Source organism: Haemophilus sp. CCUG 66565 (genome assembly GCF_001679495.1).
GTDB classification, from domain to species: Bacteria; Pseudomonadota; Gammaproteobacteria; order Enterobacterales; family Pasteurellaceae; genus Haemophilus; species Haemophilus haemolyticus_K.
On sequence record NZ_LZOX01000013.1, the window covers coordinates 21,875 to 46,727 of the forward strand.

Annotated in this window: 25 protein-coding genes and 2 pseudogenes; 7 read left to right on the forward strand and 20 right to left on the reverse strand. The window is 34.7% G+C overall.

Features of this window, described 5'->3' with window-relative positions; genetic code table 11:
- Nucleotides 1-17: 17 nt before the first annotated feature.
- Together A9501_RS03730 and glnS are read right to left on the reverse strand one after the other, a co-directional pair.
- Nucleotides 18-470, reverse strand: a complete 453-nt coding sequence (locus A9501_RS03730; protein WP_032803351.1) for a YcgN family cysteine cluster protein — start codon at nucleotides 468-470, stop codon at nucleotides 18-20.
- A 77-nt stretch (nucleotides 471-547) separates the two neighbouring features.
- Complete coding sequence (glnS, locus tag A9501_RS03735) at nucleotides 548-2,218, reverse strand: glutamine--tRNA ligase (protein WP_065264948.1); 1,671 nt, start codon at nucleotides 2,216-2,218, stop codon at nucleotides 548-550.
- A 303-nt stretch (nucleotides 2,219-2,521) separates the two neighbouring features.
- Between glnS and tdeA the strand changes: the two genes are divergently transcribed.
- Nucleotides 2,522-3,889, forward strand: a complete 1,368-nt coding sequence (gene tdeA / locus A9501_RS03740; protein ID WP_065264949.1) for a toxin/drug exporter TdeA — start codon at nucleotides 2,522-2,524, stop codon at nucleotides 3,887-3,889.
- Between the two features lie 90 nt (nucleotides 3,890-3,979).
- Nucleotides 3,980-4,609 (forward strand): histidine phosphatase family protein, encoded by a 630-nt coding sequence (locus A9501_RS03745; RefSeq protein WP_065264950.1) that lies wholly within the window; start codon nucleotides 3,980-3,982, stop codon nucleotides 4,607-4,609.
- A 179-nt stretch (nucleotides 4,610-4,788) separates the two neighbouring features.
- Here the strand turns inward: A9501_RS03745 and pepT are convergent, their stop codons facing one another.
- Nucleotides 4,789-6,027 carry a peptidase T gene (gene pepT, locus A9501_RS03750; RefSeq protein ID WP_065264951.1) on the reverse strand — a complete coding sequence of 413 codons (1,239 nt, stop codon included), beginning with the start codon at nucleotides 6,025-6,027 and terminating at the stop codon, nucleotides 4,789-4,791.
- Nucleotides 6,028-6,323: 296 nt separating this feature from the next.
- Between pepT and potA the strand changes: the two genes are divergently transcribed.
- The 4 genes from potA (at nucleotide 6,324) to A9501_RS03770 (ending at nucleotide 10,267) form a co-directional block, all read left to right on the forward strand.
- Complete coding sequence (gene potA, locus A9501_RS03755; RefSeq protein ID WP_005645368.1) at nucleotides 6,324-7,442, forward strand: spermidine/putrescine ABC transporter ATP-binding protein PotA; 1,119 nt, start codon at nucleotides 6,324-6,326, stop codon at nucleotides 7,440-7,442.
- Nucleotides 7,426-8,286, forward strand: a complete 861-nt coding sequence (gene potB / locus A9501_RS03760; protein WP_005638601.1) for a spermidine/putrescine ABC transporter permease PotB — start codon at nucleotides 7,426-7,428, stop codon at nucleotides 8,284-8,286. The genes potA and potB overlap by 17 nt, the downstream gene beginning before the upstream one ends.
- Nucleotides 8,286-9,056, forward strand: a complete 771-nt coding sequence (gene potC / locus A9501_RS03765) for a spermidine/putrescine ABC transporter permease PotC (protein WP_048953659.1) — start codon at nucleotides 8,286-8,288, stop codon at nucleotides 9,054-9,056. The genes potB and potC overlap by 1 nt, the downstream gene beginning before the upstream one ends.
- A 128-nt stretch (nucleotides 9,057-9,184) precedes the next feature.
- Entirely contained in the window at nucleotides 9,185-10,267 is a 1,083-nt protein-coding gene (locus A9501_RS03770; protein WP_065264952.1) for an extracellular solute-binding protein, read from the forward strand.
- A gap of 127 nt (nucleotides 10,268-10,394) precedes the next feature.
- Here the strand turns inward: A9501_RS03770 and tnpA are convergent.
- From tnpA to A9501_RS03800, 7 genes and pseudogenes are all read right to left on the reverse strand, one after another.
- Nucleotides 10,395-10,848: pseudogene (tnpA, locus tag A9501_RS03775) on the reverse strand (IS200/IS605 family transposase).
- Between the two features lie 150 nt (nucleotides 10,849-10,998).
- Nucleotides 10,999-13,050, reverse strand: coding sequence for an AAA family ATPase (locus A9501_RS03780; RefSeq protein ID WP_065264953.1), 2,052 nt, complete (start codon nucleotides 13,048-13,050; stop codon nucleotides 10,999-11,001).
- A gap of 92 nt (nucleotides 13,051-13,142) precedes the next feature.
- Entirely contained in the window at nucleotides 13,143-13,931 is a 789-nt protein-coding gene (locus A9501_RS03785; protein ID WP_252346346.1) for a restriction endonuclease, read from the reverse strand.
- Between the two features lie 9 nt (nucleotides 13,932-13,940).
- Nucleotides 13,941-14,111: a hypothetical protein gene (locus tag A9501_RS09815; protein WP_252346345.1), complete on the reverse strand. Its 171-nt coding sequence runs from the start codon at nucleotides 14,109-14,111 to the stop codon at nucleotides 13,941-13,943.
- A gap of 70 nt (nucleotides 14,112-14,181) precedes the next feature.
- Nucleotides 14,182-14,943, reverse strand: a complete 762-nt coding sequence (locus tag A9501_RS03790) for a PP2C family protein-serine/threonine phosphatase (RefSeq protein ID WP_065264954.1) — start codon at nucleotides 14,941-14,943, stop codon at nucleotides 14,182-14,184.
- On the reverse strand, nucleotides 14,943-15,788 hold the full coding sequence (locus A9501_RS03795) for an SIR2 family NAD-dependent protein deacylase (protein ID WP_065264955.1): 846 nt from the start codon (nucleotides 15,786-15,788) through the stop codon (nucleotides 14,943-14,945). Before A9501_RS03795 ends, A9501_RS03790 begins: the two co-directional genes overlap by 1 nt.
- Entirely contained in the window at nucleotides 15,785-15,985 is a 201-nt protein-coding gene (locus tag A9501_RS03800) for a DNA translocase FtsK (RefSeq protein ID WP_005637831.1), read from the reverse strand. The genes A9501_RS03795 and A9501_RS03800 overlap by 4 nt, the downstream gene beginning before the upstream one ends.
- A 218-nt stretch (nucleotides 15,986-16,203) precedes the next feature.
- Here A9501_RS03800 and rhuM point away from each other — a divergent pair, with 218 nt between their 5' ends.
- Nucleotides 16,204-17,205: a RhuM family protein gene (gene rhuM / locus A9501_RS03805; RefSeq protein WP_065264956.1), complete on the forward strand. Its 1,002-nt coding sequence runs from the start codon at nucleotides 16,204-16,206 to the stop codon at nucleotides 17,203-17,205.
- Nucleotides 17,206-17,262: 57 nt separating this feature from the next.
- On the opposite strand, the gene A9501_RS03810 is transcribed toward rhuM, so the two are convergent.
- The 10 genes and pseudogenes from A9501_RS03810 to A9501_RS03850 form a co-directional block, all read right to left on the reverse strand.
- Nucleotides 17,263-17,979 carry a hypothetical protein gene (locus tag A9501_RS03810; RefSeq protein ID WP_065264957.1) on the reverse strand — a complete coding sequence of 239 codons (717 nt, stop codon included), beginning with the start codon at nucleotides 17,977-17,979 and terminating at the stop codon, nucleotides 17,263-17,265.
- A 10-nt stretch (nucleotides 17,980-17,989) separates the two neighbouring features.
- A complete protein-coding gene (locus A9501_RS03815) occupies nucleotides 17,990-18,487 on the reverse strand; it encodes an opioid growth factor receptor-related protein (protein WP_065264958.1) in 498 nt (165 codons plus the stop codon).
- Nucleotides 18,488-18,599: 112 nt separating this feature from the next.
- Nucleotides 18,600-19,301 carry an SIR2 family NAD-dependent protein deacylase gene (locus A9501_RS03820; protein ID WP_065264959.1) on the reverse strand — a complete coding sequence of 234 codons (702 nt, stop codon included), beginning with the start codon at nucleotides 19,299-19,301 and terminating at the stop codon, nucleotides 18,600-18,602.
- Between the two features lie 132 nt (nucleotides 19,302-19,433).
- Complete coding sequence (locus A9501_RS03825) at nucleotides 19,434-21,068, reverse strand: leucine-rich repeat domain-containing protein (RefSeq protein WP_065264960.1); 1,635 nt, start codon at nucleotides 21,066-21,068, stop codon at nucleotides 19,434-19,436.
- A gap of 146 nt (nucleotides 21,069-21,214) precedes the next feature.
- Nucleotides 21,215-21,910, reverse strand: a complete 696-nt coding sequence (locus tag A9501_RS03830; RefSeq protein WP_065264961.1) for a hypothetical protein — start codon at nucleotides 21,908-21,910, stop codon at nucleotides 21,215-21,217.
- 53 nt (nucleotides 21,911-21,963) lie between these two features.
- Nucleotides 21,964-22,821: a hypothetical protein gene (locus A9501_RS03835; protein ID WP_065264962.1), complete on the reverse strand. Its 858-nt coding sequence runs from the start codon at nucleotides 22,819-22,821 to the stop codon at nucleotides 21,964-21,966.
- Between the two features lie 55 nt (nucleotides 22,822-22,876).
- Nucleotides 22,877-22,948 (reverse strand): annotated as a pseudogene (locus tag A9501_RS09905) (5' nucleotidase, NT5C type); the annotation flags it as partial.
- A 58-nt stretch (nucleotides 22,949-23,006) separates the two neighbouring features.
- Complete coding sequence (locus A9501_RS03840; RefSeq protein ID WP_065264963.1) at nucleotides 23,007-23,960, reverse strand: helix-turn-helix transcriptional regulator; 954 nt, start codon at nucleotides 23,958-23,960, stop codon at nucleotides 23,007-23,009.
- Between the two features lie 64 nt (nucleotides 23,961-24,024).
- On the reverse strand, nucleotides 24,025-24,510 hold the full coding sequence (locus A9501_RS03845; protein WP_046950270.1) for an NlpC/P60 family protein: 486 nt from the start codon (nucleotides 24,508-24,510) through the stop codon (nucleotides 24,025-24,027).
- Nucleotides 24,511-24,562: 52 nt separating this feature from the next.
- Nucleotides 24,563-24,853: an integration host factor subunit alpha gene (locus tag A9501_RS03850; protein WP_048953654.1), complete on the reverse strand. Its 291-nt coding sequence runs from the start codon at nucleotides 24,851-24,853 to the stop codon at nucleotides 24,563-24,565.

The window sequence follows — 24,853 nt, forward strand, 5'->3', positions numbered from 1 at the left end:
AGTGATGACAACCAGCTTTATTTAAAAGTGTGATCTTCGTCAATAATAAATTCAAACCAATCAATCACATCGCGTTCATGCACCCCATTTTTGATTAAAACATCAGCATTTTTCAAGGAATCCGCATGACCAGAAATGAGTGGATGCCATTCAGGGAGTGTTTTTCCTTCATAAAGCAAGCGATAGGCACAAGTGTCAGGCAACCAATGAAAATCAGGTAAATTCTTTTTGGTGAGTTTGGTGCAGTCGGTTTCAATTTTAAAACGCTCTGAATAATTACCGCACTTTCCAGTTTCTACATCTAAAAGGTTGCAAGCAATTCGGGTGTAATAAAGTTTTTGGCGTTTTCCTCGCCCTTGAATATATTTGCGATAACAGCATTTACCGCAGCCATCACATAAGGATTCCCATTCAGATTCGGTCATTTCAAGCAGGGATTTTGTTTGCCAAAAATTAGGTTCAAGTTGCATACTGGATTGCATAGTAGATACAAATAAAAAGTGCGGTCAAAATCGCATTTATTTTGACCGCACTTGGTTGATTAAAATTAGAAGCCTTCTTTTAAACTTACTGTTAAGTTAAACACCAAATGTTCAGGTCGGCTATCTTTACTATCCGCACAGAAATAACCTTCACGTTCAAATTGATAACCTTTCTCTGCTTCCGCAGCCGCCAAGCTTTGTTCTACAAAACCATGTTTTACCACGAGAGAATGCGGATTTAACACGCTTTCAATATCATCTTCAGCACCTGGATTTGGTACGGTAAATAAGCGATCATACAAACGGAATTCAGCTGGGTGATTATGTGCTGCAGAAACCCAGTGAATGACACCTTTGACTTTACGACCATCAGCAGGATTTTTACCTAAAGTTTCAGGATCGTAAGTACAAAAGATCGTAGTAATTTCATCATTTGCATCTTTTTCGACACGTTCAGCTTTAATCACATAGGCGTTACGCAAACGTACTTCTTTACCTAATACTAAACGTTTATATTGCTTGTTCGCTTCTTCACGGAAGTCTGCGCGATCAATATAAAGCTCTTTCGTAAACGGTAATTGACGCTCCCCTAATTCAGGACGATTAGGGTGATTTGGTGCCGTTAAGGTTTCTTCCCCTTCAAAGTTTTCAATCACAACACGAACAGGATCAATCACCGCCATTGCGCGTGGTGCATTTTCGTTTAAATCTTCACGAATGCAGGCTTCAAGTGCAGAATACTCTACGACGTTATCTTGTTTCGTCACACCGATACGACGACAGAATTCACGTAACGAAGCCGGCGTATAACCGCGACGGCGTAAACCAGAAATCGTCGGCATACGCGGATCGTTCCACCCATCAACAATGCCATCATTCACTAATTTCAATAATTTACGTTTAGACGTTAACGTGCCTTCTAAATTCAAACGAGAGAATTCATATTGATGCGGTAATGGACGCTCAATACTGATATTTTCCAATACCCAGTCATATAAACGACGGTTATCTTGGAATTCTAATGTACAGATTGAATGTGTGATACGTTCGATTGCATCAGAAATACAGTGGGTGAAATCGTACATTGGATAAATGCACCATTTATCACCTGTTTGGTGATGGCTCGCAAATTTAATACGATAAATTACTGGATCACGCATGACCATAAATGGCGATGCCATATCAATTTTTGCACGTAAACTTGCTTTACCCTCTGCAAACTCACCGTTCTTCATTTTTTCAAATAAAGCTAAGTTTTCTTCAATAGTGCGGTCACGATATGGGCTATTTTTACCAGGCTCGGTTAAGGTACCGCGATATTCACGCATTTCTTCTGGAGAAAGCTCATCCACATAGGCTAAGCCTTTTTTGATTAATTCAATAGCATAACCATAAAGCGCATCAAAATAATCAGATGCATAACGCGGTTCGCCTTCCCATTTGAAACCTAACCATTCCACGTCAGCTTTGATGGAATCCACATATTCCACGTCTTCTTTCACTGGATTGGTGTCATCAAAACGTAAGTTACATAAACCTTGATATTCTTTGGCTAAACCAAAGTTTAAACAAATAGATTTCGCATGACCTATATGTAAATAGCCGTTCGGCTCAGGCGGAAAACGGGTATGAACGCTTTTATGTTTACCCGAAGCTAAATCTTCATCAATAATTTGGGTAATAAAATTGTGAGTGCGAGTATTTTCTGCACTTTCTAGAATTTCTGTATTGCTCATAACTTTCTCATAAATAGAAAAAATAATTTGCCATTCTATACGAAAAGCAAGGCTTTGTGAATTTGATCGCTAAACTAACCGCACTTTATACTTAATAGCTTATGACTTTTTCAGCATTTTGTGTTTAACAGCAAGATTTTTCGTGCAAAAAATAGAATAAATCATTACAATGCCGCCTTTTATGAACAATCGTTCAGTGGTTTGTTTTATAATTGGGTTCGCAAGGGAATAATTTTGTAAAACACAAAAGTGCGGTTAAAATCATCCGCACTTTCCACTCATTTTCGTAAGAAGGAAAACTCAATGTCTAAAATGAAAAATATCACGCTTGCTTTGTTGATGTCTGGTGCATTGGTGGGATGTGCCAATATTGGCGATTCTTATCAAGCTAGCCTTGAAGATTACAAGCAATATGAAGAAATTACCAAGCAATATAATGTAAAAGAAAATTGGTGGTCATTGTATAACGATGCGCAATTAAATCGCGTCGTAGAACAAGCGTTAATAAACAACAAAGATTTAGCTAAAGCAGCTGTGGCCGTAAACCGTGCACTTTATAGTGCAAATTTAGTGGGCGCAAATTTAGTGCCTGCATTTAATGGTTCAACTTCATCTGAGGCAAAACGCCGAGTTGACACAAGTGTAAACTCTGCCATTTCACACAAAGGTTCTTTAAATGTGAGCTATACATTAGATCTTTGGCAACGTTTAGCCAATGCCGCTGATGCTGCAGAATGGTCGCACAAAGCAACTGCAGAAGACATGGAATCTGCTCGTTTATCATTAATCAATTCTGTGGTCACGACTTATTATCAAATTGCTTATTTAAATGATGCAATTAGCACAACCAACGAAACGATCAAATATTACACTGATATTGGTAATATTATGCAAACGCGTTTAGCACAGGGTGTGGCTGATGCGGTCAGTGTTGATCAAGCACAACAAGCAGTATTAACAGCACGTAATAACAAATTAAATTTTGAAACCCAACGCAAAACGGCAGAACAAACGTTACGCAATCTGCTGAACTTAAAACCAAATGATGCGTTAAATATCACTTTCCCACACATTATGAATGTGAAAACTGCTGGCGTGAATTTGAATGTTCCTGTATCTGTGATTGCAAATCGTCCTGATGTAAAAGCAGCACAATTCCGTTTAAGTAGTGCATTCAAAAATGCCAAAGCAACTCAAAAAAGTTGGTTCCCTGAAATTAATTTAGGTGGAAGTCTATCTTCAACAGCAAGTACTGTTGGCACGGCGTTACACAATCCTGTGGCTGCAGGCACGGTCGGAATTAGCTTGCCATTCTTAAATTGGAACACCGTAAAATGGAACGTTAAAATTTCTGAAGCTGACTATGAAACCGCGCGTTTAAATTACGAACAACGTATTACCACCGCTCTCAATAATGTGGATACCAACTACTTTGCATTTACCCAAGCGCAAAGCACATTAAGTAATTTACAGCAAACCCATAGTTACAATCAGCGTATCACACAATATTATCGAAATCGCTATAATGCAGGCGTGTCCGAATTGCGCGAATGGTTAGTTGCAGCCAATACTGAAAAATCATCACAACTTGCGATTTTGAACGCGAAATATCAAGTGTTGCAAAGTGAAAATGCGATATATAGCTCAATGGCGGGATATTACTCTCGTTAATAAAACTAAACATAGGGCGTTTTTAAGCGCCCTTTTTAATATTACATTTCTCACTTAAGGTATAAACCTTACCAATAAATATTCCTAAAAATGAAAAAACAACTTACTTTTTACTTTATTCGTCACGGCCGCACTGTTTGGAACGAACAAGGATTGATGCAAGGCAGTGGAGATTCTCCATTAACAGAAGAAGGCATTAAAAGTGCGGTAAAAACTGGGCAAGCTTTACAAAATGTCGATTTTATTGCGGCCTATTCGAGTTGTTTACAACGAACCATTGACACAGCCAATTATATTATTAGCGATCGAGACATTCCCTTATTCCAACATTGTGGATTAAATGAACATTATTTTGGTAGTTGGGAAGGAACAAATCTAGAACTAATCCGACCTTTACCCGAATTCCAACAAATGATTAATGATCCTGCAAACTATAAAGCTGAATCTAATGGTGGAGAAACTTATGAACAACTAGCCAAACGAGCCATTGCAGCTTTACAAGACATTATTAAAGTTCATCAAGAAGGGAATATTTTAGTGGTATCGCATGGCCATACCTTGCGTCTATTGATTGCTTTACTCAATGGCGCAACTTGGCAAAATCACCGAGATAAAGACAAATCAGTATCTTTATTAAATACTGCTATTAGCATCATGCATTATGACAGTGAAAAAGGCTTTAGCCTTGAAAAACTAAATGACACAATGCATTTACAATAGGTAAAAAAAAGCCCCTAAATCATTAGGGGCATCAAAAAGGAATTTATGAATAAAATCTCTAAAGTTTAGCTTTATCAAAGGAATCTCGATAAAACGAGGTCATTATATTGACTAATCTAAAGAATAGCAAGAAAAATCTTTACATTTCTTTACAAATCTTTACGCTTCTTTACAGATCTTTACAGATCTTTACATTTCAACATTTCGATAATTACTTGGACCGTCTTTTCCATGCCTTGTAAAGAAACCAACTCATGTTTACTATGGAAATTATAGCCACCAGTAAAAATATTCGGGCATGCTAAACCTTTAGATGCTAAAAATGCCCCATCTGTACCGCCTCGAATCGGCTTATGACTTGGTTTAACCCCTACCGCTTTCATTGCGCGATCAGCAAGTTCAATTGATTGAGGAACATTTTTTACCACATCATACATATTTTGGTAGCTATCTTGAATGTCTAACTCAATAGGTTTTTTCAAACCTTTCTTAGCATTAAATTTTTCCACCTGACTTTTAATAAAAGCTTTTCTTTGTGCGAAATTATGCTCATCAAAATCACGAATTAAATAAGTGAGCTCTACTTGCTCAATATCGCCAGAAAAATCTTCTAAATGATAAAAGCCCGCTTTCCCATCTGTTTTTTCTGGTACTGCATCAACTGGAAAAACTTGATGGAACTCGCAAGCTAAAGTCAGTGCATTCACCATTTTTCCTTTTGCGTAACCAGGATGAATACTCCGCCCGAAAAACCGCACTTTTGCCGTGGCAGCATTAAAGTTTTCGTATTCTAATTCCCCTACTTCTCCCCCATCAATGGTATATGCCCAATCACAGTAAAACTTTTCCATTGGGAAATAATGGATACCCAAACCAATTTCTTCATCAGGCGTAAAAGCAACGCGAATATTGCAATGAGGAATATTCTCTTTTTGAAGAATGGAAAGTGCGGTCATAATTTCTGCAATTCCCGCTTTATTATCCGCCCCAAGCAAAGTGGTTCCATCGGCAACAATCAGAGTCTGCCCTACCAATTTTTGCATAAAAGAATAGTAAACAGGACTAATAAATTCCTCGCCAATACCTAATGCAATATCTCCGCCACGATATTGCTCTATCACTTCAGGGCGTACATTTTTACCACTACATTGCGGAGATGTATCAAGATGCGCAATTAAACCAATGGTTTTCGTTAAGTTAGGATCATTAGCGGGTAAAAATGCTGTCACAACTGCATATTTACTTACTTCAACATTCTCTAAACCAAGTTGGATGAGTTCTTTTTGCAACTGCATGGCTAACTTCATTTGCCCGACAGAACTGGGGGAATGCTTAGCATTGGTTTTTGATTGGGTATCAAAAGACACATAATGTAAAAATCGTTCTAAAAGTTCTGTTTTATCTATTTGAGAAATCATATTCTCGCTCCTTTTAAAAATATCTTTTTTAGTTTAACGAGAAAAATAGAAAACATCTTGATATATAACAATATTTATAAAATTAACGAAGTAAAATTCATCGAAAGTGCGGTTAAATTTCTCGTTATTTTTATGAACGGCAGTTTTTTTACTTTCTAAGGCATTAAGTCCTTTTAATTATTAATAATTCACTATATCATAGGCGTCTATTTTTATATGTCGCCCCTGCAGTCTTGCAGGTTTTATTTCTACTCAGTACCAAATCATTGGTGAAATTAGGGAGAAAACCAAAGCTAGTGGAAAATCAGCTTCAAAACAAGCCTATTATTGAGCTTCGTTCAATCAAAAAATCCTATGGTTCTAACACCATTATTAACGATTTCAATCTTACAATTAATAACGGTGAATTTGTCACTATTCTCGGCCCTTCAGGCTGTGGTAAGACCACAGTTTTGCGCTTACTTGCAGGCTTAGAAGAATTGGATTCAGGTAGCATTATTTTAGACGGTGAAGATATCACCAATGTGCCAGCGGAAAAACGTCATATTAATACGGTATTCCAAAGCTATGCACTATTTCCACATATGACAATTTTTGAGAACGTGGCTTTTGGTTTGCGTATGCAAAAAGTACCAAACGATGAAATTAAACCGCGTGTTTTAGAAGCCTTGCGTATGGTACAGCTAGAAGAGATGGCAGATCGTAAGCCAACCCAACTTTCTGGCGGACAACAACAACGTATTGCCATCGCTCGCGCCGTAGTAAATAAACCAAAAGTGTTGTTACTTGATGAGTCTTTATCTGCATTGGATTACAAATTGCGTAAACAAATGCAAAATGAACTCAAAATGTTACAACGTCAGCTTGGCATTACCTTTATTTTCGTCACCCACGATCAAGAAGAAGCAATTACAATGTCTGATCGTATCGTGTTATTACGTAAAGGTAAAATCGCACAAGATGGTTCTCCACGTGAAATCTATGAAGATCCAGCGAACTTATTCGTTGCTCGTTTCATTGGCGAAATTAACGTATTTGAAGCGACTGTGATTGAACGTAAATCAGAACAAGTTGTACTCGCTAATGTTGAAGGTCGAGTTTGTGATATTTACACAGACATGCCTGTTGAGAAAGATCAAAAACTTCAAGTACTACTTCGTCCTGAAGATATTGTGATTGAAGAATTAGATGAAAATGAACATTCTAAAGCAATTATCGGCCACATTGTTGACCGCACTTACAAAGGAATGACATTAGAATCAACAGTAGAATTTGATCATAATGGCATGCGTGTACTTGTAAGTGAATTCTTTAACGAAGACGATCCACATATGGATCATAGCGTAGGTCAACGCGTAGGCATCACATGGCATGAAGGCTGGGAGGTTGTTCTCAACGATGAAGATAATCAATAATAAATTCCAGAAAATTACTGTTGCGATTATCTTCAGTTGGCTCATCTTCTTTGTGTTGATTCCAAACTTATTGGTATTCGCCGTAAGTTTTCTGACTAGAGACGGTAGCGACTTTTATGCTTTCCCAATCACAATTGAAAACTACACAAACTTGTTTAATCCGCTTTATGCACAAGTTGTGTGGAATTCATTGTATATGTCGGGCATAGCTACCATTATTTGCTTATTAGTTGGCTATCCATTTGCTTTCATGATGAGCAAAATTAATCCTAAATATCGACCGCTCTTATTGTTCCTTGTGGTTTTACCATTCTGGACAAACTCATTAATCCGTATTTATGGAATGAAAGTGTTTCTCGGTGTGAAAGGTGTACTTAACACTATGTTGATGGACATGGGAATTTTGAGTGAACCAATTCGCATTTTGAATACAGAAATTGCGGTAATCATTGGGTTAGTTTATTTACTATTGCCATTTATGATTTTGCCACTCTACTCTGCGATTGAAAAATTAGACGGTCGCTTATTAGAGGCTGCAAGAGATTTAGGCGCAAATGCATTCCAACGTTTCTTCCGTGTTATTTTACCACTAACAATGCCAGGCATTATCGCAGGATGTTTATTAGTGTTATTACCAGCAATGGGAATGTTCTACGTAGCAGACTTACTTGGCGGAGCAAAAGTATTGCTTGTTGGTAACGTAATTAAGAGCGAATTCTTAATTTCTCGTAACTGGCCATTTGGTTCTGCAATCAGTATTGGTTTAACTGTTCTAATGGCATTGTTGATTTTCGTGTACTACCGCGCAAACAAACTATTGAATAAGAAGGTGGAGTTAGAATAATGAGTCGTTTACTACGTAATGTATTTATGTTTGTGGTATACGCTTATTTGTATATCCCAATTATTATTTTGGTCACCAATTCCTTTAACGAAGATCGTTATGGTTTAAGTTGGAAAGGCTTTAGCTGGAACTGGTACGAGCGTTTATTTAATAACGACACCTTAATACAAGCCGCGATTCATTCTGTAACTATTGCATTTTTTGCGGCTACACTAGCTACAATTGTAGGTGGATTAACTGCAATCGCACTTTATCGCTATCGATTCCGCGGTAAACAAGCGGTAAGCGGCATGTTATTTATCGTCATGATGTCACCAGATATTGTAATGGCAGTATCTTTACTCGCGTTATTTATGGTTGTCGGTATTTCATTAGGTTTCTGGTCTTTATTACTAGCTCATGTGACATTCTGTTTACCATATGTGACCGTAACTATCTTCTCTCGCTTAAATGGCTTTGATTCTAGAATGTTAGAAGCAGCGAAAGACTTAGGCGCAAGCGAAGTGACTATTTTACGTAAAATTATCCTTCCTTTAGCATTACCTGCAGTTGTATCTGGTTGGTTATTAAGTTTCACTATTTCATTAGATGATGTTGTAGTTTCATCATTCGTCAGTGGTGTAAGTTATGAAATCTTACCATTGAGAATATTCTCTCTAGTGAAAACTGGTGTAACACCTGAAGTTAATGCTTTAGCAACTATTATGATTGTGCTTTCACTGGCTCTTGTCGTTTTAAGCCAGCTAATTACACGAAAAAATAACCATTAATAAACAAAAGGTTTCACAAACCTTTGAATTTAAAATAGAATACGCCTTGACGCACAATCAAGGCGTTTTTTTATGCCTGTCATTCGACAGGTGGTTTTTTTACGACTCTTTACGGAGAACAAACAAAAATGAAAAAATTCGCAGGTTTAATTACTGCAGGCTTAGTAGCTGCAACTTTAACTGCTTGTAATGATAAAGATAGCAAAGCTGAAGCTGCAAAATCTCCGGCTACTGCCAATGACACCGTGTACCTCTACACATGGACTGAATACGTACCAGATGGTCTTTTAGATGAGTTTACTAAAGAAACTGGCATCAAAGTTATCGTTTCAAGCCTAGAATCAAACGAAACGATGTATGCAAAACTCAAAACTCAAGGTGCTGCTGGTGGCTATGATGTGATTGCACCATCTAACTACTTTGTTTCTAAGATGGCTAGAGAAGGCATGTTAATGGAGCTCGATCACAGCAAATTACCTGTTATTAAAGAATTAGACCCTGATTGGCTTGATAAACCTTATGATAAAGGTAACAAATACTCTCTTCCACAATTATTAGGTGCACCAGGTATTGCATTCAATACCAACACTTATAAAGGCGCTCAATTCACTTCTTGGGCTGACTTGTGGAAACCTGAATTTGCAAACAAAGTTCAGTTATTAGACGATGCACGCGAAGTATTCAACATCGCTTTATTGAAAATTGGTCAAGATCCAAATACTCAAGATCCAGCAATTATCAAACAAGCCTATGAAGAATTATTGAAACTACGTCCAAACGTGCTTTCTTTCAATTCTGATAACCCAGCGAATTCTTTCATCTCAGGTGAAGTTGAAGTGGGTCAATTATGGAATGGTTCTGTACGTATTGCTAAAAAAGAAAAAGCACCTTTAGACATGGTATTCCCGAAAGAAGGCCCTGTACTTTGGGTTGATACTTTAGCAATTCCTAAAACCGCTAAAAACCCAGATGGCGCACATAAACTTATTAACTATATGTTAGGTGCTAAAGCTGCAGAAAAATTAACCTTAGCAATTGGCTATCCAACAGCTAACTTAGAAGCGAAAAAAGCATTACCAAAAGAAATCACTGAAGATCCAGCGATTTATCCACCAGCTGATGTATTAAAAAATAGTCACTGGCAAGATGACGTTGGCGATGCAATTCAATTCTATGAACAATATTATCAAGAATTAAAAGCAGCTAAATAATTCTAGTAAATAACAATCCGCACGTAAAACGTGCGGTTTTTAGGCTCCCCTATAAGGGCCTATACTTCACAAGCCCCTCAAGGGGCTTGTTGTGAGAACTCACAACCGCGTCTAATTATTTCCTTGGTTACCCCTTAAAGGGATCAACATGTTCTTTCGTTGATAAATTATCTTGAACCATATCTTCTTTTTCTTGGTTTCTTATATAATCCTCTACCACTTTTATATTTAACCCTACTGTGCTTACAAAAAATCCTTTCGCCCAGAAATGCCTATTTCCATATCTATATTTTAAGTTCGCGTGTCTTTCAAAAATCATCAGTGCTGACTTCCCCTTCAGATAGCCCATAAAACCTGATACTGATATTTTAGGTGGGATTTTTAAGAGCATATGGATAGGGGCTGGCATCTATTATCTCCACATTTTTATAGTCACATAACTGCCTCAATATTTGACCTATATCTGCTCTTAACTTTCTATAAATTGCTTTTCTTCTGTACTTCAGGATAAATACAATGTGATACTTACAGTTCCATTTTGTGTGTGATAGACTTGAATCGTCATTGGTTTTACTTACCATGATAATCCTCCTATATGTTGAATTTTGGTTGTCAGCCTTGTTCATTATATAGTGAGGATTTTTTCTGTTCATCGGTTAAGCTATTTGGCTCCATACGCATAGCGTATGGTTTTTATAGCCAGACTTTCGTCTGGCTATAATAAAAAATGATTAGAACCCTATCCGTCGTGTCGTTGCAGAAAATGCTGGTTTTACTTCACATTCTCCTTGTAGTGCCATCAGCCAATCTTGCACCTTTTGAAAAGGGAAAAATTGGTGACGACGAGCCACTGCAGCAAAATCCCCAGGCGTCAGCAGATTAAGCGATTCAATCTGATTTAAATTCTCTTCTGATAACAACGGCAACCCTAAAATTTCTGCTTGTTGTTTAGCAAAATCTAAACGTTGTTTGAGCGTTAAATAATCAAACTTCAATTTTAAATCAAAACGGCGTAAGGCTGCCGGATCAAGTACTTCAATTAAATTTGTTGATACCACCATCAACCCCTCAAAGCGTTCAATTTGAGTCAACATTTCATTCACTTGAGAACGTTCCCAGCTTCGATTTACCCCTTCTCGAGAAAATAAGAAGGTATCTACTTCATCTAACACTAATAATGCGTTATCCGCTTTCGCTTGTTCAAAGGCTTGAGCAATATTTTGTTCTGTCCCTCCCACATAAGGATTAAGTAAATCTGAGCCTTGTTTTAACAATAGAGGCATATCCAACTGTTCCGCAAGCCACGCTGCCCAAGCAGTTTTCCCTGTTCCCGGCGGACCATAGCAACAAATTCGCCCTTTTTTCGACTGCTTTAATCCTTCACTAATACAATGAATATTGTCATTACAAGCCACATAATCTAAGTTATAGTCGGCTTTGCCTAAAACAAGCGGTTCGATTTTCGGTTTATTTTGCGATTTTAACGTTTGATTAAACATCATAAGCAACGTCTCCGCAAAATTTGACGTATTGAGTTCCTTTGCCACCCGAATTGTGCGACTTAAAATCGCAGGCGTTAATGACCGCACTTTAGCAAAATGCTGCACATAGGCCGGGCTTAATTTTCCCTCAGTCAGTTGCGTAATCAGTGCTGACTTATTTTTCAATGGCAAATCTGGCATTTCTAAAATAAGATCAAAGCGACGTAAAAAAGCAGGATCTATGCCAAAAACCGAATTTGATAACCAAATCATCGGCACATTATTGTTTTCCAATAATTGATTCATCCAAGCTTTATTTTTCTGCGCTACTGAACGCTCAAAAAAACCGGCACGAAAAACATCTTCTATTTCATCAAAAATCAATAACGAAGATTGCCCTTCTAACACCTTTTGCGCAAAACGGCATTTATTCAAACGCTCCTCCGCTCGGATCACTTCTTCATTTTCATCCATATAAGTAATATTATGCGCCGAAACACTCACTGCTTTTGCTAATAACGTTGCAAACTCTGTTTTTCCTGTACCAGGTGCACCATAAATTAAAATATTCGCCCCCTTTCTATGAGTAGCAAATGAGGACTGAAGATAATCCAGCATCATTGTTTTCATCTCGTTTAAATAAGCAAAATCTTCTAAACTCAAACTAGGCTCAATAGCTGGTTTTGTACAAACTTTTAATAACACCTGTTCATTTAATGGTTCTGAGATGAATTCATCAAAATCTAACATTTTTCCCCAATCCAAATAGTCATGGAACCTATCTGGATTATAGTTTCGTTCAAGCAAGCCATAACCTAATAGTTTTCCCTTATCTTTTAAGGCAGAAATAATGTCCGACTTTGGCAAACCAAATAAATTTGATAATAACTCACTTACCCCTACCAAATTAGATTTTGGTAATGCCTCGCTCAATTTTTTCAATGGTTCATCTAAGCGTAGCTGAACCGATAAATGGAAAAGCGTCTGCTCAGTAGTATTCAATGATAATAATTGGGTCAGCGTATCAATATTTTGTTGAATAATTGAATTCTCGTTTACGCAAAGAGCGGTCAATTTTGGCAACGTTTTATTTCGTGCTTGTAATAATTTTTTTACTTTCGAACGAAAATCATCGCAACGCTCCATTTCACTCGGTAAACCTAAAGCCGCTGCAATATCGTCATAGTGCCAAACATTTTCATGAAAAACCTCTAAAAATCCTCGATGCTCTAATAAAAGTTGCAGCATTAATTTTTCGGTATAAGGGGAAACTGATGGTGGGTTAAGTTTGAATTTAGACATAATCATCACTCCAATAAAAAATGCTCAAACCTAATAGGTTTGAGCATAGTTTAAAAAGGATAGCGACGGATTGTGTCGTTAGGCGAAATTATTTAAGAGCGTTTATTAATCAACCATTCAACCAAGCCTGCTCTAATGACAAGTTTAGCCATTTTATGGCAATTTATTAGCTTAATTCCTTCATCTTGATAAGCTTCAACTTGCTCTTTATTAATATTTTCTAAACCTGAATGATAAATATAATACATTTCCGAATATTCAGAATTGTATTTATTTTTAAATTTTGAAATATATTCATGTAACTGTTTAATGTCTGTATTTGATTTAATTTGTACAAAAATTCTTTTATCCGTCGAAGGCGAATATAAATCAAGATCAATTTCTTTCTGTTCTTTACCTAAAACAGAATATCGTTGCCACCCTAATCTAGAAAAAACAAGATCGACTAAAAGCTCAAAATCTCCCCACCATAAACCTTTAATCAATTTTTCAACAGAGGATTCTAATATCTTAAAACGTTTATCCGCATTTTTGACCTCCTTAATAACCTCCCCATTTATTCTACGGATCAAATAATCTTTGAATTTAACATCACAAATCGTTCCTCTAAATGCCCCAACTTGAGTTATACGGCCATCAAGGTTATCGATTGTTAGTTCATCACCATTTCTGTCTAGACAAGACCATGTTCCCCCATTACTCTTCACTTTGCGCCATCTAGTTTGATCCTCATCTAAATGCACAGTACTATCACAGAACGCCCAGTAAAGCTTTCTACCATAAAATGTAATCCAAAGCGTATTTTCATCCAACGTATAGAAATCTCTGATTTGATTAACATGTCTTGTAACCGCACCACTATCTTTGCTCCAATGTTCCATACAATATTTTCAACATTTATCCCATTTATCATTAAGGCATTCTTCATGCATATTAGTTCCTGGCTCAAATTCATAACCTAAACGAATCACATTTTCTTTCGTTATGCTTTTTTCTTCCCAACACCCGTTTTTTCCCAGCTTAATAAAACGAATATTAGTAGGTTCAATTTTTTCAAACATAGTTTTTCCTTATTTTTAGTTAAATTTCACTGAATCATATTCAATCTAGAAAAATAATTTTAGTGTGTTTTTAGTCAAAAATAAAATGGCAACAAATCGCTGAAAAATCATCATAAAACCCTTGTTTCGCAATTAATTTATGACACACCGTCAATCTAGATTTATCATTATCATATTGTTTCCAAATCTTTTCTCTCATTTCTTCTGAAAGTCCATCTGTTAATCCATCGGAACAAAGTAATAAACTTTCTCCTTGCTGAATTTCAATCTCTTGATAAAAAATTTTATCTTGAAATTCGGAATAATCGGCGACTAAACAAGAAGAAACATCGCCATAAATTGTGGCAAAGTCTTCTTCTTTTTTATCAGGGAAATCGGCCAATAATTCAGACAGAATAGAATGATCTTGCGTAATTTGTTGCCATTTACCTTGTGCATCAATTATGTAAGCACGACTATCTCCTACGCTGAGAATTTTGGCTTTACGAGTGATTTGATCAATTTCTGCAGCCACAAACGTGGTTGCTGAGCCAAAATAATCCTCAGCCAATTCTGCTGATAAACAAGATTGCAAATCATAGATCGTTTGACGGTTTATGCTTTTCATTTGGCTTAATAATTGCATTGCCAATTTGCTCACTTTTTCAGAATGATTGCTATTGGAAATACCATCTGCCACGCCCACAATAAAGTGCGGTCGGTTTTCAAGGCGTTTTTCAGCTGTTTTGAGTTTATATTGAAACACCGACTCGCCATTAAAAAGGGCATCTTGGTTGTGTCGCTTGTTACTTCCAATTTGTTGACAGAAGGTAATTTCGCAAAAATTTTCCATTATTCAACCGCTTGTTGAGAAGGATTTAGAAGACTATCAATCGCTTTTAAGGCATCTAACGCCTTCATTTCGAGACTTAAAAAATGCATTTTCGGCACGCCTGCATCTTGTGGGTTAATACGGATAAACCCACCCTTTTTTGCTTTCGCCGTACGTTCAGAAAAGCGACGCACAGTTGGAATGGCTTTCCCTGCTCCCAGTTCGATAACGACGAGATTTTGCACTTCTTTTAACCACGATTCTAACCGCACTTTTTTAAAATCCTGATATTGACTTGCATAACTCCAATCATTAAACATTAGTACATTTTGACGAGCAAAGCCCCCACAATAAGGACAATGTGGTTTTTCACTGGTTAAACATAAGTTTTCATTATCCACGACAGGTTGAAAACTTGATGCAGACCAACTTAATCCTCGACAATTATTGACACACTGAAGACGCTCCAAAGTACCGTGTACTTCATAAACATAGCTATCATCAAAACCAGCCTTTTGAAAATGCCCATCAACATTACTCGTAAAAACGAAATATCCGTGAGATTTATCTTCAGCCCAGCGTTTTAAAATCTGATACCCTTCGTGAGGAAGAGTATTTCGGTATTGAACTAATCGATGTCCATAAAACCAATAGGCAAGTTCCTGATTATGCTTATAAGCTAGTGGCGTCGCGATCTCTTCAAAAGATATATTATGTTCTTTAAACATAGGATAAGCATTCCAAAATCCACCAACGCTGCGGAAATCGGGCAGCCCAGAATCCACGCTCATACCCGCACCAGCTGTAATTAAAATGCCATCCGCTTTGCGAATAAGCTCCACTGCATAATTCAAATCATTTTTCATAATACTTTTCTCTGTCCATTTTTCATTGATGAAATAATACCCGCTTGTTCCAACTGTTCTAAAATTTGTCCAGCTCGATTAAAACCTAACATAAATCTGCGTTGAATCATTGAGCAAGATGCAACTTTTTGTTGTTGAACAAATTTTTTTACATCCTCAAAAAGTGGATCTCTTGCCATAATTACTTTCATTGCCATTATTTGCTCCTTTTTCTTAATTAAAGGCTTTATAAATATGTAAGAAGTAAAGAATTTCTCTTTATGGAGAAATTATATGAAAGGAAGCGACAACTTGTGTCGTTTGCGAATGTTGAAAGCGGTTATTTTTAGAAGATTTTTTGCAAATAAGATGATCTGTATTGCAATATGCATATTTATCTAGTTATATATACATGTAAGTTATTAAGGAAAATAATATGAATAACCAAAACCCGATTGAAATTTACCAAGCTCAAGATGGCACAACGCAAGTGGAAGTGAGATTTGAAAATGACACCGTTTGGCTTTCCCAGGCACAAATGGCAAATATTTTTGATACTAGCTCAGATAACATAAGCCTACACTTAAAAAATATTTTTAATGAAGCAGAACTTGATGAAAATTTAACTACCGAGGATTTCTCGGTAGTTCGACAAGAAGGAAAAAGGCAAGTTACTCGTAAGGTTAAACATTATAATCTGGATGCTATTATTTCTGTAGGCTATCGAGTGAAGTCTAAGTCTGCAACAAATTTTAGAATTTGGGCAACTGCACGTTTAAAAGAATATCTGACTCAAGGCTATACCATTAACCAAAAACGTTTACAGCAAAATGCTCACGAATTAGAACAAGCACTTGCGCTTATTCAAAAAACGGCAAATTCATCGGAATTAACGCTAGAAAGTGGTCGCGGATTAGTGGATATAGTCAGCCGTTATACGCATACGTTTTTATGGCTACAACAATATGATGAAGGTTTACTTGCCGAACCACAAACACAGCAAGGCGGTACATTACCGACTTATGCTGAGGCTTGTTCTGCACTAGCAGAGTTAAAATTACAGCTGATGGCAAAAGGTGAAGCAAGTGATCTGTTTGGACGTGAACGAGATAATGGCTTATCTGCGATTCTAGGCAATTTAGATCAAAGTGTATTTGGTGAACCCGCTTATCCAAGCATTGAAGCAAAAGCAGCGCATTTACTTTATTTTGTCGTCAAGAATCATCCTTTTTCAGATGGTAACAAACGTAGTGGCGCATTTTTATTTGTAGATTTCTTACATAGAAATGGGCGTTTGTTGGAGCATAATGGATACCCAATTATCAATGATACTGGGCTTGCAGCACTCACTTTATTAGTGGCAGAATCTGATCCGAAACAAAAAGAAACACTTATTAGACTTATTATGCATATGCTTAAACATAAGCAAGATAAATAATGATAAATAGCGACCGAAGTCGCTATTTATCTATCAACGTTAAACTTAATAAAAAAATTATTTACATAATTCTTTTACTGACTCTACTAATGCTTCCATTTTTTCGTAAGAATTAATGCCATTTGGGCCACCAAAAAATGGGCAAACACAAATTAAAGTATCATTGTACTTGCGATAGAAGATATTAAATTCTTTCAACGCCTTAGTTTCATATACGGCTTCTCCAGTAAAAAATTTAAAGAAGTTATCTTTTTCAGTGACTCCCGTACAAATAATCACTTTAGGATTACATTCATCTATAAGTTGACGATAAAAAGCACCACGATTTTCAACACACCATTCTCTATATTCATCGAATGTTTCAAATCCTGTCATCTTAATGAATTGTTCATTCCATTGAATTGATGCTCTATTTTTGAAATTGATTGGTAACATATTTAGTTTAAAACCAATACCCTGTGGATAAAGCACATTATAAGTACTAACAAAATACTCATAGCTTTCACCACTTTTCCAATCTAAATTATAGTAATACCACAAAAACCAACATAATTTTTGATTATATTGCGTAGTCCAACTACCATCAAAATCGTCCTCTAACCAAGAGTGCGGTATTAATTTAGGGATTAAACTAAATTTCTTATAAAAATCATCAGGAGAAGCTTCATCACCAATCCCCCATTCTAACCCACAAAACCAAACATCTGAGTTAGGATTTCCGCCATCTCCTCCAGCGAAGGATACTGCCACTTTTTTAAAATCTTCTGTTACCATCATTTTATCCTTATTGTTGAAGTAGATTTGCCCAAATTTCCATTGTTTCTTCTTGAATTACGCCTTTTTCTTGACCTAATTTTATTGCCAGTTGCTGTAAACTTTTAGCCAACTCAGGATGACCGCAATAATTTAAACTACGAATGATGCGGGAAATCTTCTTACTTTCATGCCCGATATTACGTAGCCAAACTTTACGTTCACTCAATTCTGTTTTTGGGAATATTTTATTATCTTCACGATATAAACAGAAGTAATCCAGAATAATATCAATAGAATGTAAATATTTATTTTGAATTACTTCATCTCCAATAAAAATAGCTAGATCTTCTTCGTTAAAAACCGGTACTGAACGATTCCATTTGGAACTTTCAGTAACAGGTAAAAGCCAAGGAATATAAAAATAAGCATCGCCAATAATTCTTTTGGGCATCGCCCAAACATCTTGCAAAGATAAATTATATTGGTTTTTTCTTTGCTCTAAATAAAATTCAATTACGGGGTGCATACATTTCTCGTTAATTAATAAACAATAAAATAGCACAGCATAGCGACAATTCGTGTCGTTAAAAAATAACAACATAAAAATCGCTATTTGTTTAAAAAGTGCGGTCAGTTTTCTATGATTTTTTAATTTTCTCCAATAACTCGGCGACCACTTTAGGAACGCCCTCACCCGCTTTTTCTTTTATTGCAATCACTTTCTTACGAACAAATCCTGTATTGGGATTAGGATCGATCAAATAGATAAGTGAACCGTATGGAGCTAGATTTACTAATCCATTAGCTGGATAAACTTGTAATGAAGTGCCAATAACAATCACAATATCTGCCTTTTTCACTAACTTTTCTGCTTTAGGAAACATTGGTACATTTTCCCCAAAAAAGACTATATGTGGACGCATTGGATGACCGTGATTATCCTTATCCTCTAACAGTTGATCACCCAAACATGGAACAATGTAATCAGTATTAAAACTACTGCGCGCTTTATTCAATTCACCATGTAAATGGAGTACGTTAGTACTTCCCGCTCGCTCATGTAAATCATCCACATTTTGAGTGATTATATGAACTTCATAAAATTCTTCCAATTCAACCAAAGCTAAGTGTGCTGCATTAGGCTCTGCAGCTTGAGCATTACGACGTCGTTCATTATAAAACTCTAATACTTTTGCGCGGTTTATCTTTAAGGCTTCGGGCGTACAAACTTCTTCTACTTTATGCCCTGCCCACAAACCATCTTCTGCTCTAAAAGTTGGAATACCACTTTCGGCACTAATGCCAGCACCGGTTAATACTACGCAAATTGGTTTTGTCATATTTTCTCCATTATCAATTCGTAACAATATAAATTGTCTTTACTATCCTAATTCAAGGAGTAAAACTAAACTTATTTTAGCTCATTTATCTATTAAACTTAGTTAAGTTTTTATGGTAGCTAACTTAATTTATTAATCATTATTTTTTTGTAAAAATCTCCAATTATACCCATGTGGAAAGTTTTTATGAGTAAATATTGAATAATCCTCTATATTCAAACCTAACTCTAAATATTTTAAATTATTCAATGAAAGTAATGGATGATAATTTTTTATTGAATTTCCATCTAAGTTGAGACAGACCAAATTAGTTAATCTAGATATATAACTTATATTATTGATATTACAATCTGAAACATTAAGATCTTTTAATTTTGTTAACTTTTTAAGTTTTTTTATTTCAATTTCATCAAGTGCATTACCAGATAAATTTAGTGCTTGTAATTCTTTCATTTTTTCTAAAAATGAGATATTTTGAATATTTTGATTTACTAAATCTAAATCTTTTAAATAAACTTTATCTATTAATACTGACAAATCATTAATTGTTTTAGAGTTTCTATAACCGCCTAGACTCAGATACTCTATTCTTAGAACATTTATTAATGGTGATATATCATCAATTGGATTATCATATAAATCAAGTTCAATTAAATTAACTTGATTTCTTAATGGTTCTATATTGGTTATTCCACAATTTTGAAGATAAACATATTTCAAACTATTTAATTTTCTTAAAGATGATAAAGACTTTATATTACAACAAGTTGCATTAATCCATTCCAAATGCTTACAATACTCCAAACCCTTAATACTGTCTAAATTAGAGTATTCAAATGAAATTTTTTTTAAATTTTTACAAAATCTTACTGAGTAAAAATTTTTTATTTTATTAGTATTATCATCAAATCTAAGAAATTCTAATTTAGTTAATGACTTAAGAAAATCAAAATCTAAATAGCCATCAACATTACATTGGCTAACATCTAAACTTTTTAAATTGTTAAATTTCTTTAATAAATGAAGATCTTTAAATATATTACCTTCAAGATTAAGACTTTCTAAATTAGATGCAATAGGTATAATAGGTTTTATACTTGGCTCCCAGATATGTCCTATATTTAGATGTTTTAGATTTTTTAATTTATATAAACAATTAAAATCAAAATTATAACAGAAACTGACATCCAGTTCATTTATCTGATTTAAATTACTAATAACTTTATTAAAGCTACGATCTACTCTACTGCCAGATATAGATAGAGATTTCAAATTAGTAATATATTTCAGATTTTTTAAATCATCAATCTTTGGTGATTTTATTTTTATTTTCTTTAAATTAATTAGCTTATCTATTTTGAAATTTATTTCATAAGCATTTAATTCCTCTAATCTAGTTAAACTTTCAATTTCTCTTATATTACTAATTTTACAATAACCTAAAGTTAATTTCTTTATATTTTTTAATCGTTCAAAAGGAAATAATTTAAAGCTATGTGATTCTATATATAACTCTTCTATTTGCTCTAGAAGTGGTAACCAATTTTCAGGAATTGAATTAAATTTATAGAAATCAATATCTTGTATTATCAATGATTTCAGATTCTTCAATTTTTCTATGTAGTCAAATTTCTCAATAAAATCCTGATGTGTTCGGCTATAACTAAGAATATCGTAGTTTCCCACAATATTTGCATATAAAATCTTTTTCAAAAATTTATCTGATTTTTCCCAAACATCACGTAATTCTTGTTCTTTTTTATTCATGTAAAACCTCTTTTTTTATTTTTTCTTTACAAGAATAATAATTAAACATACGACATTTTATGTCGCTATAAAATATAAGTAATAAAAAATCCCTTTCATTTTTATGAAAGGGATTTCAAACTACGCATTTATTATCACATATAACATTAATTATTATCTATTTTTTTAATTAATGATTCTATTGCATTCTTATGATCTTCTTCTATTTTTCCTTGAGGGTGAGCACTATGAATATAATAAACACCATTTAATTCATACAGAATTGAAGATGTATTACCCCATTTTTCTTCTGAAATATATTTTCCACTAGGTAGATCTAAAATATCCCAATCAGATGTAAAAAGGATTACAACTTTAGGTTTTAAAATATCGATTTCTGTTAATAATATTTTTTTACAAATATCTTTCTGTTTATAAAATTCAGCATTATTTGGATTTCCTTTATCTGCTGGCGCTACTTTACATAAATTGGACCATGCTATATATTTATACCAATTTTGAGGAAAATAACTGTGAGCAATATTTTCAGTAACTCTCCAAAAAGCAGATTTTGAAGTGTTGTACTCGCTATCATTTCCCTTTTGATCTTCAACCCATTTTAAGGGATCTTCTGATTCATTAGTAAAATCAGCAAATAATTCTTCTGCACTAGAAGAAATCCCCCAGCCATTTGTTGCTTTTCCAACAAAAAGCAATCCGTGATTTTCTTTCCATTCACTACCAATTTGTACATAAAAAGGTGATAGATGCTCTTTAAATGCCTCATTCCCAAATTCCATGTACAGTTCATCATATAAGGGAAGTAACTTTTCTTTAAGTTTTATTTTTAATGCAGGATGCATACTATGTTCTCCGTATTTGTTTGGTTAATGGATTTTTTTCGATTAGAATTATACTAATAAATATAAATTACACAAGATATAGACATAGGATTTTTATCTAATAAATCTTTATATTTACCAGTAACATAAACCTCTTCACCTTGCTTTAAATTAAATTCATAACAATATATCTTGTCATTAAATTTTATTGATGTTTTTTCATCTTCTATTTTCTTGTTTATTATTACTGGAAGGTTTTTAAAATAAGAATTAAATTCAATGCTATGACTATTAGTAAAAATCTTAGTATAACCAGTTTCTTTTTTCACTAATACAATAGAAAAAATATCTGATTGACAAAAATTAGTATCTCTTATTAATTTATTTATTTTTTTATCTAAATAGTTTAAAGTTTTCTGGGTTAATTCTGTTTCTTTATAAACAGAATTCATTATGTAATTCATTGAATTAGTTGCATAATAATTATTTAGGTTGATAAGATCAACTGCATTACTAACAAAATCATATAAATCATTTATTCTAACATCTATTTTACTTTTGCTAATTTTTTCAGCATATATCTCATAATCAAATAAAATATAAATATCGCCGTAACATACTAATGTAAATAATACATTAACTAGATCGCCTATAACTTCCTCATCTTTATAATCTATAATATCTTCTAAGATTTTTTCTAAAGAAGAAGATTTATTTTTTGGAAAACTACTTCCAAATAAAATATTTTTTATATAATCAAAAAAATTTGAAAACATTTTATATTCAATAAACGTCTTTACTTCTTCTATATCTATATAATGATGATAAATTGGCGCAACTTGAGTTATTGGTTGACCAATATTAGAAAAGCATGGACGTTCATAATTTATATAAAATCCATCTCCACGGCTAATTAACTGAAAATCTCCCATATGTTTACCTTGAATTAATTTATGCTCTAACTCTCAAGATTTCATCAACCTGTCTATCTCTCTTTGCAATACCTGATGGAAAATTTACCATCACATTATCCATATCAATGTACACAATCTGTTTCATTTGAATGTCCTCTCTTCAGATAGATTTATCATAAAGCACAAAGCGACAATTTATGTCGTTATACTGTTTCTTCTAAATATATACGCTCAATTTCTTGATAATTTTCACCAAAGTGAGCTATCCACCACTCCAGCATTTGGCTTTCGATCACTGTTGCTGAAATTTCATAATCATCCCCAAAATCTTTTACTGTTTGATCGGTTGATAATGGTGTTTCTGTTAAAAAGCCACCAATATCTTTATTAATGCAGAAAGTTAATCGAATTTTTCGACCATAGGTAAAACCAAACTTTTGGCTTCCTACATAAGATTTCAAATTAAAATCAGGGCGTTCAAATATCATTGTACTCACTGTTACCTTAATCAAACGATGCAAAGCCAAGTGTAAAATATCGCCATTCTCATATTGTGCGACTAAATAGCTACTTGGCCCTTGTTGTACCAAAGCCAATGGCTTGACCTGAGCCTTATGTTCTTTACCGTGGATACTTCGATAATGCACCTGTAAAAATCGATTTTGATAAAGTGCGGTACTAATTTGAGAAAAAATTTCTGGATTGATTTTGGCAGGTAATAACGGCTGACTAGTTGGCGCAATAGCAACTTTATTAAGCCATTCTGCCCCTGATTTTTTATGGCTGTCATAAACTAAATTATATTCGGCCTGTTGAAAGAACGCTTCCATTGAGCTCATAATGCTAGAAGGCAAAATGCCATTGAGATATTGTTTAGCAAGCATAAGCACAAGTGATTGCTGTTCATTTAAAATTGGTAAATCCAAGCCTTTAGCATTTGATTTCCATCGGTAGCCATAAGGTTTATCACGCATATCACGCTCAATTTCAAACTGTTGAGACAAATTTTCTAGCTGGCGTTGAATTGAACGAATATCACGTTGAACACCAATATCAGCAAGTTTTTGTAAGATTTCTTCTGCGGTAATAAAACGTGTTTTTGGAATAAGACGTAAAATTTCAAGTTGAATTTGAAGTGCGGTTAAGTTTGAGGACATTTTATCTCCCAAATTTGAAAAAAATCATTATAAAAAATGCTGGAAAATTCCAGCATTATACTTTTTAAATCCGTCTGACTTGCCAGAAGGCTTTCGACCAATAAGGGTTATTCATTGAAGAATAGACGACGCCCCCTCTGGTGGAAGCATGAAGGAATTTATCTTCTTTTACATAAATTCCCACATGATAGCCATTAGGACCTCTACCGGTTTTAAAGAAAATTAAATCACCCGTTTGAATATCTTCTTTGCGTACATGTTTACCATAATTAGCTTGTTCAGTTGTACTTCTTGGCAAACGAAGATTAAAACGATCAAAGAAAGTTTTCTGCACAAAACCGGAACAATCTACGCCACGACGTGAAACACCACCGAGCACATAAGGTGTACCCGCCCATTCATGTTGTTGTTCGCTCAACATGGCTATGGCCATAATAGGATCACCGATTTGACCTTTATAGTTCATCGCATAATCATCGTTTTGAAAGCTGGAACAAGCGAATAAAAACAGCGAGGCAGTAGCGATTAAAAATGATTTATATACTTTCATACCTTTTCATATGAAAAGTGCGGTAGAAATTCACCGCACTTTTTGTTGCTTACTATTTAGTTTTTTCTACACGAGCACGTAACTTTTGCCCTGGTTTAAATGTTACCACTCGGCGAGCAGAAACTGCCACTACATCTCCAGTTTTAGGATTACGTCCTGGACGTGAAGCTTTATTACGTAATTCAAAGTTACCAAACCCTGATAATTTTACATCATGACCAGATTCAAGTGATACCCGGACTTCCTCAAAAAAGTTTTCTACAACTTTTTTTGCTTCATTTTTAGGTAACTGATATTTTTCAATTAAATTCTCAGTAATATCAATTTTAGTTATCGTAGCCAT